17 protein-coding genes are annotated in these 13,325 nt (G+C 56.2%); 4 read left to right on the top strand and 13 right to left on the bottom strand.

Annotated features, from left to right (window positions below):
- Window positions 1-2 precede the first annotated feature (2 nt).
- Both AADW57_RS12695 and AADW57_RS12700 read right to left on the bottom strand, forming a co-directional pair.
- The gene (locus AADW57_RS12695) at window positions 3-1,121 is read right to left on the bottom strand and encodes an NAD(P) transhydrogenase subunit alpha (protein WP_341667259.1); all 1,119 of its coding nucleotides are present in this window, start codon (window positions 1,119-1,121) and stop codon (window positions 3-5) included.
- Between the two features lie 260 nt (window positions 1,122-1,381).
- A complete protein-coding gene (locus tag AADW57_RS12700) occupies window positions 1,382-1,972 on the bottom strand; it encodes a phenylacetic acid degradation protein PaaY (RefSeq protein ID WP_341667260.1) in 591 nt (196 codons plus the stop codon).
- A 116-nt stretch (window positions 1,973-2,088) separates the two neighbouring features.
- On the opposite strand from AADW57_RS12700, the gene AADW57_RS12705 reads away from it, so the two are divergent.
- The gene (locus AADW57_RS12705) at window positions 2,089-2,340 is read left to right on the top strand and encodes a hypothetical protein (RefSeq protein ID WP_341667261.1); all 252 of its coding nucleotides are present in this window, start codon (window positions 2,089-2,091) and stop codon (window positions 2,338-2,340) included.
- 51 nt (window positions 2,341-2,391) lie between these two features.
- Here AADW57_RS12705 and AADW57_RS12710 read toward each other — a convergent pair whose 3' ends face one another.
- From AADW57_RS12710 to AADW57_RS12760, 11 genes are all read right to left on the bottom strand, one after another.
- Entirely contained in the window at window positions 2,392-2,751 is a 360-nt protein-coding gene (locus AADW57_RS12710) for a DUF4870 family protein (protein WP_341667262.1), read from the bottom strand.
- A gap of 81 nt (window positions 2,752-2,832) precedes the next feature.
- A complete protein-coding gene (locus AADW57_RS12715) occupies window positions 2,833-3,747 on the bottom strand; it encodes a prohibitin family protein (RefSeq protein ID WP_341667263.1) in 915 nt (304 codons plus the stop codon).
- On the bottom strand, window positions 3,737-3,877 hold the full coding sequence (locus tag AADW57_RS12720) for a hypothetical protein (RefSeq protein ID WP_341667264.1): 141 nt from the start codon (window positions 3,875-3,877) through the stop codon (window positions 3,737-3,739). The genes AADW57_RS12715 and AADW57_RS12720 overlap by 11 nt, the downstream gene beginning before the upstream one ends.
- Window positions 3,878-4,022: 145 nt before the next feature.
- Complete coding sequence (locus AADW57_RS12725) at window positions 4,023-4,583, bottom strand: hypothetical protein (protein WP_341667265.1); 561 nt, start codon at window positions 4,581-4,583, stop codon at window positions 4,023-4,025.
- 201 nt (window positions 4,584-4,784) lie between these two features.
- A complete protein-coding gene (locus AADW57_RS12730) occupies window positions 4,785-6,020 on the bottom strand; it encodes an NAD(P)/FAD-dependent oxidoreductase (protein WP_341667266.1) in 1,236 nt (411 codons plus the stop codon).
- A 13-nt stretch (window positions 6,021-6,033) separates the two neighbouring features.
- On the bottom strand, window positions 6,034-6,354 hold the full coding sequence (locus tag AADW57_RS12735) for a 2Fe-2S iron-sulfur cluster-binding protein (protein ID WP_341667267.1): 321 nt from the start codon (window positions 6,352-6,354) through the stop codon (window positions 6,034-6,036).
- A gap of 32 nt (window positions 6,355-6,386) precedes the next feature.
- A complete protein-coding gene (locus AADW57_RS12740) occupies window positions 6,387-7,142 on the bottom strand; it encodes an MBL fold metallo-hydrolase (RefSeq protein ID WP_341667268.1) in 756 nt (251 codons plus the stop codon).
- A 2-nt stretch (window positions 7,143-7,144) separates the two neighbouring features.
- Window positions 7,145-8,683: an AMP-binding protein gene (locus AADW57_RS12745; protein ID WP_341667269.1), complete on the bottom strand. Its 1,539-nt coding sequence runs from the start codon at window positions 8,681-8,683 to the stop codon at window positions 7,145-7,147.
- Window positions 8,684-8,711: 28 nt separating this feature from the next.
- Window positions 8,712-9,383, bottom strand: a complete 672-nt coding sequence (locus AADW57_RS12750; RefSeq protein ID WP_341667270.1) for a hypothetical protein — start codon at window positions 9,381-9,383, stop codon at window positions 8,712-8,714.
- Window positions 9,384-9,427: 44 nt separating this feature from the next.
- The gene (locus tag AADW57_RS12755; RefSeq protein WP_341667271.1) at window positions 9,428-9,679 is read right to left on the bottom strand and encodes a hypothetical protein; all 252 of its coding nucleotides are present in this window, start codon (window positions 9,677-9,679) and stop codon (window positions 9,428-9,430) included.
- 75 nt (window positions 9,680-9,754) lie between these two features.
- Window positions 9,755-10,447 (bottom strand): TetR/AcrR family transcriptional regulator, encoded by a 693-nt coding sequence (locus AADW57_RS12760; RefSeq protein WP_341667272.1) that lies wholly within the window; start codon window positions 10,445-10,447, stop codon window positions 9,755-9,757.
- 82 nt (window positions 10,448-10,529) lie between these two features.
- On the opposite strand from AADW57_RS12760, the gene AADW57_RS12765 reads away from it, so the two are divergent.
- The 3 genes from AADW57_RS12765 (at window position 10,530) to AADW57_RS12775 (ending at window position 12,965) form a co-directional block, all read left to right on the top strand.
- Entirely contained in the window at window positions 10,530-11,066 is a 537-nt protein-coding gene (locus AADW57_RS12765) for a pyridoxamine 5'-phosphate oxidase family protein (RefSeq protein WP_341667273.1), read from the top strand.
- 140 nt (window positions 11,067-11,206) lie between these two features.
- A complete protein-coding gene (locus AADW57_RS12770; RefSeq protein ID WP_341667274.1) occupies window positions 11,207-12,217 on the top strand; it encodes a hypothetical protein in 1,011 nt (336 codons plus the stop codon).
- 427 nt (window positions 12,218-12,644) lie between these two features.
- Window positions 12,645-12,965 carry a cupin domain-containing protein gene (locus AADW57_RS12775; RefSeq protein WP_341667275.1) on the top strand — a complete coding sequence of 107 codons (321 nt, stop codon included), beginning with the start codon at window positions 12,645-12,647 and terminating at the stop codon, window positions 12,963-12,965.
- Window positions 12,966-13,325 lie beyond the last annotated feature (360 nt).

Consider the following 13,325-nt stretch of genomic DNA (forward strand, 5'->3'; position numbering starts at 1 on the left):
GCTCAGGCTCGCTGCGTTGGAAAGAGTCGTTGGCCCGCCTGCGTAACCCGACTGGCATTGACGATATCGTCATCCTCGGGGATATGCAGTTCATCGGATTGATCCTTCAGTATCAATCCCAGGAAATTGCGGATGTTACGGGCATACAAAGCCGAGGCATCGGCACCGACGCGAGCCGGAAAGTTGGTTTCCCCGACCAGCGTCACGCCATACCGCTGCACGATCTGATCCGCTTCGGTCAAGGCGCAATTGCCGCCCCGCGCCGCTGCCAGGTCCACGATCACCGAACCGGCACGCATGGAGCGCACCACCTCTTCGCTGATCAGACGCGGAGCCGGCCGCCCCGGAATCAGGGCAGTGGAAATAATCACATCAGCCAATGCGCAACGCTCGGCCACGACCTTGGCCTGTCTTTCCAGCCAGGAAGCCGGCATAGGCCGCGCGTAGCCACCCACGCCCTGCGCCGCTTCGCGTTCTTCGTCCGTTTCGTACGGCACGTCGATAAATTTGCCTCCCAGCGACTCAATCTGTTCGCGGGCGGCAGGCCGCACATCCGAGGCCTCGACCACGGCCCCCAGGCGACGGGCCGTAGCGATGGCCTGCAAACCTGCCACACCGGCCCCCAATACCACGACACGCGCCGCCTTGGCCGTGCCGGCGGCCGTCATCATCAACGGAAAGAAACGCGGATATAAGGTCGCCGCTTTGAGCACTGCGGCATAACCGGCAATATTGGCCTGCGATGAAAGCACATCCATGCTCTGGGCCCGCGTCGTGCGGGGGATCAGCTCCAGCGCATACGCGCTGCAAGCACTGGATGCCAAGCGGTCCAGACCGGCTGTGTCGTACGGGTCAAGCAAACCCACCACCACATGCTCGGGCCGTAGCCGAGCCGGGTCCAGATCCTGTACGCCGACCACCAGCAAGATGACCGCCTGGTAAGGATCGCCAATACGCGCACCCGAACGTTCGTAATCCTCGTCCGAACAGCCTATGCCTTGTCCCGCCCCCGATTCCACAATTAAGACATGCCCTGACTTGACATAGTCTTTCACTGTGTCCGGTGTCGCCGCAACCCGACTTTCTCCTGTTCCCCTGGACCTGAATACACCCAATTGCATATACGTCCCCCACCCATGCTGGAGCCTACATCTGCTTTCCGATCGCGCTGGCTTGCGCGCAAGAGCCAGAGACGCAACCGGGCCATCGATCAGGCCCCCGCCGGACAGGCACACGGCCTGCAGGGGCTGACGCAGCCCGATCGTTCAAACGATAATACCCCTGTGCCTGTTACACCGGAAAACAGATTGACGTCACGTGTTGCAGGACCGCGACTGATCAGGAAGGTTACAGTCAAGTACCGTAGTAAATGACGCGTAGGTCAGTCCTGCGGGTAGATCTGATCATCACGCAAACGGGGACGATCCGGCTCCACCTCGGTCAAAGGATGAACACGCTGCATACTTGCCAACGAACGCTGTGCCAGACGCTGATACATGCGCGTGCCAAAATGCTTGCCGTCGATAGACGCTTGGTCCAGTTCCTTGACCACTCGGGCAGGAGAGCCGGCGACCAGACTGCGCGGCGGCACCGCCATGCCTTTTTTAACAAAAGCCATCGCACCGATAATGCTGTCTGCGCCGATATCGGCACCATCCATGACCACCGCATTCATGCCGACCAGCACATTTCGTCCGATGACACAGCCATGCAACACGGCACCGTGCCCCACATGCCCGTCCTGCTGCACGACGGTGTCCTGCTCGGGCGTGCCATGAATAACGCACGTATCTTGAATATTGGACCCGGCCATCATGACGATGCGTCCGAAATCGCCGCGCAGACTGGCCAGTGGTCCGATATACACCCCTGCCTCAATGATCACATCCCCGATCAACACCGCTGTCGGATGCACATACGCGCTAGGGTGAACGACCGGCACCAGGCCGTCGATAGAATAAATGTTGTGCATGCCTGCCTCTTGATGTGTTCTGAAACCCGGTGCGCCGCAACCCGGAACAAAGTGTGATCATAGACTGTTCAGGCCGATATAATGCCGCATTCCACTTTACGTTTCATGCGATGAACATGTTGTATTACTGGCTCGCCTTCGCGCTGGGCATGCTGTTCTATGCCGCCTATCTGTCCAGCCCCATGCTGATTTCACTGGGCATGATCCACATGAAAGACCGCCGGGAATCGCCTTCGCTACTGTGGCTGTTTGCCCGCCAGATCGGTATCATCGCACGCCTGCTGCCCGCTTTGTTGATGAAACCCGTGCCCTTGCTGCTGTGGATGGGTGGTCTGGGCCTGACCGTCTACCAGGCCTTCGCCCTATAAAAAAAACAGCCCGCGCATGCGGGCTGTTTTAAACGGTTATGTATTGCCGGATCAAGCAATAGGTTTGCCATCGTTCAAGACCAACAGGCCCTTGACCAGGCGGTAGATCACCCAGACGCCCACGATAAGGGCAGTAATAAATCCAATCACAACAAACATCAGCAGGAAAGACACGACGCCGCCGATCACACCGATCCAGAACGTCTTGATCTGCCAGGTAAAGTGCGACTCCAGATAGGTGCCGCGCACGTCGTCACGCTTGATGTAATTGATGATGATGGCCACCAAGGCGGTAATGCCGCCAAAAATGGACAGAATATACAAAGCATAAATAATCAGTGTCAGATTGCGCTGGCTGACCAATTGCTCTGTACCGTCGCGCGAAGGACGTGGACTAAGATCGTTATTCATTAAATAGGTATTTCCAAGAAAATGGCAAAACCCGCACGGCCTGGCCGCGCGGGACACCATACAGGCGTGGGCGCTCTCAGTTTACCGCAGGCCGATGAACGGTAGAGTCGAACCGGGAATCAAACTTTGCGGCAGCTTGCCATCCCACTTCTCCACCGCATTCAGATTGACCAAATTGGTATTTTGCGCAAGGGCCTGCGACTTGGCCCGAATGGCCTCTGCTTCGGCTTCGCCCCGCAGCTTAATGCCGTCAGCCTCGGCCATATAGCGTTCGCGCTGCGCGCGAGCTTCGGCTTCGGCCTGCACCACCTGGATCTCGGCCTGAATAGACGCGGTCTCTTTTTGTTGACGCGTCGTCTCGATCTGCACCTGGGCCAACATGCGATTTTCGATGGACTGCTCGTAAGCCTGCGAAAAAGACACTTCTTCCACCTGCACACCCATCATCTGCAACGGAGCCCCTTCCAGAGACACGCGCATCGCATCGTTAATGTCGCCGCCCAGTTTTTCACGATTCTGAATCGATTGCGCTGCCGTGTACTTGCCGAATACGTTCTTGATGACATCCAGCGCCTTGCGCTCCAACAAGCGCGCCTCCAGCGCTTCGAGCGAACCGTACTCCGAATACAGTTGGGCCACATCACCCTCGGGCACCCGATAGGTCACCGACGCAACCATGGAAGCGGACTGCTGGTCGAAACTATACGCTTCCAGCTGCATGCGCACCGTGTGGTCCCGCACCGAGATCTTGCGCACAGAATCAAAGAACGGCACTTTGAAATCCAGCCCGGGTTCTGCCACCCGCACCAGCTTGCCATTGCGCAGCACCACGCCGCGCTCGCCCTGATCGACCTGCAAAAAAGACCCCATCGACGCGACCAGCAACACCAGAAAAAGCACCAGGCCCAAACCCAGGAACTTCAAGCCAGTCAAGCGGCCTGCCAAGGCACCGCTGAATGCCTTCGAGCCAGGCAGCGAGTTTTTATCAACGCTCATCGCGGCCTCCCTCGTCAGGCAACTGCGCCGGCCCTTTAGGCTGACGGCGTTCGGCCATGACCTGGCGGGCGCCTTTTATAATCAGGTAAGCCACGACCGCAGCCCCCACGAGAATCAGAATGATGCGCATAACGCTTTCTCTTTCACATGATTTGAAACAGAGCAGCATTATCGCCCAAGCATTCCCAACGGACCGGAAAAAAAGCGTCAAAACATGTCAACGGCTTCTTTTTGAACACATATGCCCAAAAAATCAGTCGCGGCCGATGTAAATCCTACTCGATAGACGAGAGCGCCGCATCCAGGTCTGCCATATGCGCTTGCACCAGCGGCGCATCGGGCCGCGTGGACACCACCATGCGGATGTGGTCACGGCTGTCGTAGAAGGTACGCATGATCTGTTCCAACTCGGCCGTAGAATATTGGCGAGAATTATTCAGCAAATCCTGCTCCAGCTCGTCCAGGCTCTCGTAAAGCGCGTCCAGCTCTTTTCGTTCCTGAATATACAGCCGTGTCAGCAGAACGCGGTCACCCACCTGGGCCCACTGATCCACGCCTGAAAAACCATGCCGTTGGGCTTGCCGGTTAAGCTGATGATACAGATCCGAGTCACGCTCGATCCGACCGATATACAAGGCCTCAGGCACACCATCGGGCGCACTGTCCTGCCAGAACTGTTCACCCTGGTCCACCGACTGCAGCATGGGCAACATATCGCCAAGGCTCTGGACATAGCGGGTCACGAGCTTCTCGTTCAGGGAAAACGCAGCCTCATCCGCCATCAGGGGCAAACTGAAAAAGGCAAAACCACATATGCACAGGATTTTTCTGATCATCGCTCGCCCTGGGGAAAAAACGCCTCGCTCCTGAACTGCGCAAAGCATGTCTATCCGATTGTAAACAGAGCGGCACTTTTCATTGCTTGTTGCTGCGCGAATAAACAACACTGGTAAACGCGAATTGCACAGATCTGCGCCAAGGAGCTTGACGAGTCCTAACCCTACAGTGGACACAGACCGACGGGCCCGTGACAACATCTACACGCCGGCCACCACGCCAGCGCGCTGAAAGGCATCAAAATCAGCGGACTGCAGCTCGGACAAGGACAAGTCCCACCCTCCCTCCAGGGCCAACTGCCGACGCGCCACCATATGCGCGGCCGGACAATTGACGGTCGCCACTGCCGCCACGCCCGGTCCCGAAAAACAATATGCCACAGCCATCTGCGCCTGCTCATCCACAAACGTGCGCACCTGGTCATAAGGCCCCTGCTCACCGGCAATCTGTATTTTCACATCCCCCTGGTCAGACCAATACCAAGGCAAGGCCTTGTACACCCCCTGTTCCTGCCCCATCAGCCGGGCCGCCAGATAACGAGCCTGGTCATGCGCATTCTGCACAGACTCCAGCCGTCGGCTCCGGCCGTCCGCACCGCGCACGCGCGCGCAATCACCGATGGCGTAAATCCCAGGCGTGCCGGTCTGCAGATAGGCATCGACCAACACGCCATTCTGAACCTGCAATCCAGCCGCAGCGGCCAATTCATCCTGCGCATCAGAACCCACTCCTACCACCAGCAGATCCAATGGCAAGCGCCGGCCCGACTGCAACAACAACTCGATGACCGTGTTCCCCTCGGTCATGCACTCCAGCACCGAATCGGCCAATACAAACTGCACGCCGGCCAGCTCGTGGCGCACCCGCACATACTCGCTCAGGCTTGGCGGCAGGCTACGCGACATGACACGATCGGCCGAATCCACCACCGTGACCTGCATGCCCGCCGCGCAGGCGGCGCGCGCAAACTCCAGGCCTATAAACCCTGCCCCCAGCACCACGGCATGGCCGCACACCGGCATACGCTGCTTCAAGGCGCGCGCCTGATCCAAAGTGGCAATGGAGAATACATTTTCGGGGGCCTGGGACTGGATCGCCAAGCGGCGCGGCCTGGAACCCAGAGCCAACACCAGCGTATCGTAATTCCAGGCCTGCCCCTGCGCCGATACGGTGCGATCCGCAGGATCGATACTGTCTATACCCGCCCGGTGCAGTTCAATCTGTTGGGCCTGAAAAAAATCGGCTGGACGAAAAGCCAGACGCTCCTGCGGCACCTGTCCCAGCAAATAGCCCTTGGACAAGGGCGGGCGCTGATAGGGCAGCTCCGACTGGGCCTCCATCAGCAAGATCTTGCCCGCATAGCCATTTTTTCGGAGGGCAACGGCTAGATTGACGCCAGCATGCCCCGCCCCTGCCACAATGGTCGTGTGCGCCATGCTCTACTCCACCCTATTCAGCGTGCTCGACAGGAATGCTCAAGCGCATGCCATCGAGCTCGGCACAGGCCATCAACTGACAAGACAGCCTGGAATTGGCCTGTCGACCCTGCGCAAAACCCAGCATATCCCGCTCCATGGCCTGCATCTGCGGCAAGCGCTCCAGCCACGACGGGTCCACGTACACATGACAGGTCGCACAAGAACAGGAGCCCCCACAATCGGCATCGATTCCCTCCACGCCTGCGCGGACTGCACTTTCCATCACACTCATGCCGGACTCGACCTCCAAGGTGCGCTCCAACCCCGTCGCTTCCACAATAAATACTTTCATCTTCCCCATCCTTTTTTATGGTCGACTGCTCATCACAACTGAACGACACACGTCCCCAGTTCCCGGGCCGAAGACGGCGGCGGCGGCCTGTATGCATTTCGCCCGCTGCGCCCGCAGAACATGGCAAATGTCTTCAGATTGCCGATCTTCAGGTACACATTCTTGTCCTTGAGCGCTCCGAAGCACTGGCCGATCGGCTCCAGGTACTGATGGCCCGGATAGACCCGCGTATCCTGCGGCACGCAATCTTTGAGTCGCTGCAGCGACTCGAACATGTCCTGCACCGAGCCGGTAGGCCCACTGCACAACCCCACGCCTTCCATAAACAGGGTATCGCCGGTAAACAGGCAATCCCCCACCAGAAAGCAGCATGAACCGGACGTATGCCCCGGCGTGGGCAGAATCTGGCAAGCCAGGGTGCCGCAATACACCCACTCCCTGCCATGCGTCAGCCGCAAGGCAGGGTCCCGAAACCCGGAAACCTGTGCCTCGATATGCGACAGATAAATAGGGCAGCCCTGCAACTGCGCCAGCTCGGAGGCGGCCGCGATATGGTCGGCATGACTATGGGTAACCAGCAGACCACGACAGTCCAGGCCATGCTCCTGCAGCAAATTCGACAGGAACACCGCGTCCCAGCCTGGGTCGATGACGACGGCGTCGCGGGACTGCGGATCAAATACCACGAACATATAATTGCGAAAAGCCGCCCGCCCTGACTCCACCACCAACAGTTGACAGGAACCAAGCTTGGCTTCGGGCTCTGCGCAGGCAAGCTGCCCAGACATGCTCAGACCTCCTGAAGCTCGGTGACCAAACTGCGGTACTGCTCCCGCAGCACGACCTTTTGTACCTTGCCCATGATGTTGCGCGGCAGGCTGTCCACCAGCACGATCCGCGCCGGCATATCCGTTTTATCCAGCTCCGTATCCAGACGTTCCTGGATTTCCTGAACCGATACCACCGCACCGGGCTTGGATACTACGATCGCCACCGGAACCTGCATGCCCGAACCATCGGGAACAGCAATGACGGCGCTTTCCGCCACGCCGTCGATCCGGTCTATGCACTCCTCGATAACTTTGGGAAACACGACTTTTGTCGCCGTTTTAACGGCGTCCTTGACCCGGCCGACGATATGCAGATAGCCGTCGCCATCGAAATAGCCATAGTCTCCGGTAATAAAGTAGCCATCGGCACGCATGTCTTCGGCCGTTTTCTCGGGCAGTTTCCAATATCCCGAAAACAGGTTTTCACCGCGCAATTCCACAAAACCGACCTGCCCCGTCTCGGCGGCTGTACAACCATCTTCCTGCATGATCCGGATGGATACACCCGGTAATGCCAGCCCTACGCTGTTGGGACGACGCTGGCCGTCATACGGATTGGAGGCAATCATGCTGCCCTCGGTCATGCCGTAACGCTCCAGCACCGTATGGCCGGTGCATTGCTGCCACTGCGCATGGGTCTGGGGCAACATGGGTGCCGAACCGGAAATAAACAAACGCATAGACGCGGCCGCCGCCGCCAGGCCTTCTTGCTTGAGCAAGGCCATATAGAACGGCGGAACCCCCATCAGCACGGTGGCCTGTGGCAACAGACCCAGCACGCGCCGCACCTCGAAGCCAGGCAAATACAGCATGCTTCCTGCACAGGCCAACATGACATTGGTCGCCGTGAACAAGCCATGCAGATGAAATAACGGCAGTGCGTGGATCAACACGTCTTTATCCGTGAAATGCCAGTAATCCACCAAGGTAGTGGCATTCGATGCCAGGGACCGATGCGTATGCACCGCCCCCTTGGGCCTGCCCGTTGTCCCGGAGGTGTAAAGAATCGCCGCGACATCCTGCGCCGCGCGCGCCTGGGCCTGAAAGCCGGGCTCAAAGCGCGCCATGCCATCGACCAGCGTACCGGTCTCGCCCACATCCAACGTCAGGCAACGGGACAAGGCCCGCACAGCCGGCAAGTCCTGGATGGTGGCGTGCATTGCGCTAGAACACACCAGCACGCTAGGTTCGGCATTATCCAAAAAGTACGCCAGATCTTCTTGTCCGTAGGCTGGGTTGACCGAAACATACACAGCCCCCGCCAACACCGTGCCCATATACAGCTCCAGCGAGGTCACGGTTTTTTCGGTGAAGTTCAGCACCCGGTCGCCCGGCCGCACGCCCAGTTCATGCAAAAACGCGGCAATACGCTCGCTGTTCTCAAAAAAGTCGCGATAACTGCGCTCCAGATTCCAGTCCACAGCGCGGATGAACACCTTGTCCTCCAGGCCTATGGATGGTTGTCGCAGTACGGATGCAAGGTAATTATTGGTATACATAGTCTCACTCGGTCTTGGTTTTATTTTTTTACGCTACGGCCTGAGCAAGGCGGCTTTCGTACTTGCTGTAGATTCTGTTGTAGCCCATGCCAAAGCATGCGCTGTACAGATCGCCGCCATCACTGGATTTAATGTCGCAGGACAGGGAAAACGCCTTCAGGTGAAGATTGATGGACCCACACGCCAAGCCGTCCACAATAAACTCGCTTTTCAGATTCTGATTTTCCTGGAACTTCTGGCGAAAATCATTCGCATTGAAAAACGGATCGGTGGCCTTTTCCAGCTCCACATCCAAGCCAATTTGCCGTATCAACCCGGCCACCTGTTGTTTAACATCTTCTATCCATGCCTGGACTACCGCCAGATCAGCCGACAAAAAGATGTATTCCCGCATCAAGAACGAAATCTGCCGTTCTCCAGGCGCGTAATACTTTTCGCATCTGAAGCAAAAACACTTATTACTCAACAAAGTATCTTTGTGTAATTTTTTTCCAGAAAGGTTATAAAAGACCGGATAACAGCAGGTGGGCGACAAAAGATACTTTTCTTTTTCATCTATGTCGTTCCCGACACGAAAGGCATGCTGTGAAAAAGACTGGAAATACTTTTCCGCCAAGACAAAGTCGGCCGGCAACATGGGCGACACACTCATATCGGTCGCCCCGGAAAAACAGGGCAGCGCCGCCAGCCAGCCATCCATGTCGGCCTCGAACTTGGGGCTGATCGCCATTGAATTATTGAAACTCATCCCAGCTCCTTGTCCAGAAAGAATTTGGCGACCATCGCATCGACACTGACCATGTCATCGAGATCCAGCTCCTCAAACGCAATGCTCGTTCCCGACAACTCCTCCAGCAGCAAAACCAGATTCACAATATTCAGGCTGTCCACGATTCCGGACTCGATCAACTCCGTCTGCGCGTTGATCTCCAGCTCACGTGGTTTGATGGCCTCTTTCAAGTAATCAACAATTCTGCTTTTTATTTCGTCAGACATTTTTATCGCTCTCAAAAAAAAGGCCTCCTCCGATAGGCGGCCATCTTGGTCAACCCGTGCGAACAACAGGTTTTTTTAGTCGAAACTTCTGAAACAACTGTCCGCCTCAACCATGCTCTCCAACCTGGCAAGGCGCCGTTCCTGCTCGGCCGCTTCCTGTCTCAAGCGGGCGTTTTCCCCCTCCAGCAACAACAACCTATCCTGCGGCGCTGTCTGCGCCTCCTGGGCAAGGGCTCTTTGGGCAGCATCACATGCGCGCCCAAGCGCCCGCTCCATGGCATTGACATCGTCATCCACCAACAACCAAATCGAGGCTCCTTCCAGGCACGCCACCGCGTCTCTGGCGACCGCCCTTGCTGCCGGCTGCCCGACCTGGGGAGCTTGCATCAGGGCAGCCATCAAATGCGCCTCCAAAGCCACAAAAAAATGCTTGACCGGCACATCCGTCAGAGACAGATCCAACCCGTACAGCAGGTGAAAACCAATACATCTGCGAGTGCTGCTCAACAGCCTGCTCATCTGACCAACAATGGTCTCGAAATCCCGCAAAGCCTCGCCCGTCAATACTGACGCGGCAAGCAGTTCATCCAAAACCCGTTGCAGCGCCAAGGACACCAACTGTTCTTTATTCGCAAAATGGCTATACAGCGATGCCTTCTGCAAGCCTACCGCTTTGGCGATGTCGCTCATGGACACGCCATTGAAACCCCGCTCCCGCACCAACTGCGCAGCCACATCGACGATATGGTCTTTGCTGACTTTTGTCATGAAAACTTCCGACCGTTCGGTTGTAAAAATAGCGAATAAATCGTAGAATTTTGTATCCCATTTGTCAAGCTGGAGTCTTCTAATGACGGATTTGAATTTTCCTACCGACTCTCCCATCGAGCACGAAGGCGAGCTGGAAATGCGACGTCGGTTTCCCAGCAGCTATCAATGGGACGAATACAACATCAAAGGAATGGTGCGCAACGTCATTCACCCCGGCTTTGCCCGCTTCATCGAAGCCCTGCCTTTTTTCTTTATTGCTACCGCCAATCAGCACGGCCATTGCGATGCCAGCTACCGCGGCTGCGAAACATCCAAAACCGGCGAACTGCTCCCCCCGCTCAAAGTCATCGACGAAAAAACACTGATCTTTCCCGACTACAGCGGCAACGGTCTGTACAACAGCCTGGGCAATATCCTGACCAACCCGCACATCGGCATGCTATTTATCGATTTCAGCCGCCGCACCCGCGTTCGCCTGAATGGCATTGCCCATATTTTTGACGCCACTCCCGAAATCCTTCAGATCTGGCCCGACGCCCAGGCCTATGTCCAAGTCAAAGTCGAACAAGCCTACGGAAACTGCCCCGCACGCATTCCCCGCATGGCTCTTATTTAAATCCCGCCGATGACAGCAAGGCCAATACTACGCCAGGCTGTAAAAAACAAACTACCCCGCAAATACCCCACCCTATCGATTAAAAACAGGGTGCAGCCGGGGCGCTCTCAAAATCAATTATCTGGACGGAGTTTTATTTCATGACCGGCACAAAAGAAATCACCATACGTGATCCAAAACACGGCAGGGAGGTGTTTACCAATGAATCCTTCCGAGTCGATCACCCTTTTCGCACGACCCGACAAATCTTCGGCCCCAATGTCTTGGATACCGAAGGCTCTGTTCATTTGAAACGTAAAAGAATCTGGAATACGACGTTCGGGCGGCGTGCCATCAATTCGGAACCGTTTCAGGAAATCATCTGCGACGCCGTTCGACAAGGCTTGATATACGCCCAATCAGCTAACAATCTCTATCTGGCCGCAACCTATATTCCGAACAAAATTGTTCTGGATGTATTGGGCTGCTCGGAGTTGGACCCATTGACGCATTTTGAACAAGTCCGGCCACTGATCGGCTTTCTGGAGTCCGGCCATAAGCCCGACGGTTATGCGCAAGCCAAGCAATACGTGCGCAATCCCATGTTCTATCAAAAAGCAGAATTTTTTGAGGGCTTGAGCGATAAAGAGCGGGAAAACGATATTGCGCTGCTGGTGGGTGCAGGCATCGAAACCACTGTTATTTCCCTGAAAATCCTGATGAGCGCCTGGGCTCGAGACCCCAACCGCTTCAAGGCCGCCATCGAACATCACGGCGTGGAAACTTTTGTCGAACTATTGCTCAACGCCGACCCGCCGCTGGGCATTGCGACAAAATACTGTTCGCAGCCCACATCGTTCAAGGACGTGCAACTGGAAAAAGGCGACATTGTCCATGTCAGCATTCTGGATGCCAACCAAGGCGCACAATGCCCATTTCAACACGCTGCGCCAAGCAATCAAGACAATGGCCCGGCGCTGACATTCGGCCTGGGGCGACACCACTGCCCTGGCCACCTGCTGGCCAAGGCCGAACTGGCCGAACTGGCCCGTGCGCTGCTCAAGCTAGATCCCGCCCACTTTGATTTCCTGGCACCATCCGACCCGCAAGAAAAACGCGCCCTGAACTTTCGTCATCCACCAGACTGGATCATAAGAAACCAGCCCCTCTAATCCAGAAACAGAAAAAACCGCTGCAAAAGCACAAGCTCGTAAACCCGAGCACCTCTGTGCAGCGGTTTTTTTGGTTCTTCGAAGAATTCCCAGAGCCAATTTACCCAGTCGATAAGGAACTGGCTTTTGTAGACGCCATTCAAGACGCAACAACCTCGAACGACGCTGATGGCTTGCCGTTTGGGCCAAGCACAACGGTGCCGTTCTCGCCAGGCCGGCCGCAGGAGGCTGACGGACGAGTCAGGGCCTTCGCCGCACTGAGCGCCGCAACATTAAGCGCCGTGGTATGCGCACAAACCATTCCTTCCCCTGGTCGACTGGAAGGCACAACGGCTTTTCTAAGCCAGGCAGACACCCCGAAAAAAGCCACGAAAAGCCATCCCGAGTGGTTCCGTGGAACCGGTAAATCTACTTTGGCTCACTCGAAATGAAGCCGGGCTACACCTATCCCGCCCACAACCATCCCGCTCCGGAAATTTACTACGTCATCGACGGTGAAGCGGAGTGGTACGTGGATGACGAAAAGAAAACCGTCAAACCAGGCGATGTAATCTATCACCGCCCCTACGCTTCTCATGGCTGGACAGTCACCGGCGACAAGCCGCTTAAAGCAACCTGGTTATGGTGGTCCGAAGGCGACGGCAGCGTTCTGAGCAAAAGCGCCAAGATGATCAATCCGGAAACGGCCAGTAAAGAAGAAACCGCCAACCCCGCTTCCGTACCGCTTCCACCCGTACGCCAGAAGTAATTCGATCAACAAATGTCAAAAAGCCAGCAGGGCCGGGAAACCGGCCCTGCTGGCTTTTTTTAACTAACAGGTCATACGCACCCAAAAGAAACATCGGGCAGCACATAAAATTAAAACCATAACGAGCGAACAGATACGCTGTATCCCATCAAAGCAAGAAAATCGAACACTGCGATCAAGCGAACCCAATGAATACATGCCCCCATTTGCATGAGAAAGTCCGGCCTTAGCAAATACTTCCACACTAAATTGGACATACACCCGCGCCGTGCGTATAAATTCAGGCGTTTTGAACACTACCGACGCAGGTTCTTGGCCCGGCACGGCTGAAACGGAGTGATTAGCGGTTTCTGGCGAAGT

The organism is Alcaligenes sp. SDU_A2 (genome assembly GCF_038237375.1).
In the GTDB taxonomy this organism is placed as follows: Bacteria; Pseudomonadota; Gammaproteobacteria; order Burkholderiales; family Burkholderiaceae_B; genus Alcaligenes.

Excerpts from the sequence above, each read along its gene's own strand:
- AADW57_RS12765 (WP_341667273.1), top strand. The coding sequence starts at position 10,530 with ATGACGGATTTGAATTTTCCTACCGACTCTCCCATCGAGCACGAAGGC.
- AADW57_RS12695 (WP_341667259.1), bottom strand. The coding sequence starts at position 1,121 with ATGCAATTGGGTGTATTCAGGTCCAGGGGAACAGGAGAAAGTCGGGTT.
- AADW57_RS12760 (WP_341667272.1), bottom strand. The coding sequence starts at position 10,447 with ATGACAAAAGTCAGCAAAGACCATATCGTCGATGTGGCTGCGCAGTTG.
- AADW57_RS12745 (WP_341667269.1), bottom strand. The coding sequence starts at position 8,683 with ATGTATACCAATAATTACCTTGCATCCGTACTGCGACAACCATCCATA.
- AADW57_RS12770 (WP_341667274.1), top strand. The coding sequence starts at position 11,207 with ATGACCGGCACAAAAGAAATCACCATACGTGATCCAAAACACGGCAGG.
- AADW57_RS12725 (WP_341667265.1), bottom strand. The coding sequence starts at position 4,583 with ATGATCAGAAAAATCCTGTGCATATGTGGTTTTGCCTTTTTCAGTTTG.
- AADW57_RS12710 (WP_341667262.1), bottom strand. The coding sequence starts at position 2,751 with ATGAATAACGATCTTAGTCCACGTCCTTCGCGCGACGGTACAGAGCAA.
- AADW57_RS12750 (WP_341667270.1), bottom strand. The coding sequence starts at position 9,383 with ATGGATGGCTGGCTGGCGGCGCTGCCCTGTTTTTCCGGGGCGACCGAT.
- AADW57_RS12700 (WP_341667260.1), bottom strand. The coding sequence starts at position 1,972 with ATGCACAACATTTATTCTATCGACGGCCTGGTGCCGGTCGTTCACCCT.
- AADW57_RS12775 (WP_341667275.1), top strand. The coding sequence starts at position 12,645 with ATGAAGCCGGGCTACACCTATCCCGCCCACAACCATCCCGCTCCGGAA.
- AADW57_RS12720 (WP_341667264.1), bottom strand. The coding sequence starts at position 3,877 with ATGCGCATCATTCTGATTCTCGTGGGGGCTGCGGTCGTGGCTTACCTG.
- AADW57_RS12740 (WP_341667268.1), bottom strand. The coding sequence starts at position 7,142 with ATGTCTGGGCAGCTTGCCTGCGCAGAGCCCGAAGCCAAGCTTGGTTCC.
- AADW57_RS12735 (WP_341667267.1), bottom strand. The coding sequence starts at position 6,354 with ATGAAAGTATTTATTGTGGAAGCGACGGGGTTGGAGCGCACCTTGGAG.
- AADW57_RS12715 (WP_341667263.1), bottom strand. The coding sequence starts at position 3,747 with ATGAGCGTTGATAAAAACTCGCTGCCTGGCTCGAAGGCATTCAGCGGT.
- AADW57_RS12730 (WP_341667266.1), bottom strand. The coding sequence starts at position 6,020 with ATGGCGCACACGACCATTGTGGCAGGGGCGGGGCATGCTGGCGTCAAT.
- AADW57_RS12755 (WP_341667271.1), bottom strand. The coding sequence starts at position 9,679 with ATGTCTGACGAAATAAAAAGCAGAATTGTTGATTACTTGAAAGAGGCC.
- AADW57_RS12705 (WP_341667261.1), top strand. The coding sequence starts at position 2,089 with ATGTTGTATTACTGGCTCGCCTTCGCGCTGGGCATGCTGTTCTATGCC.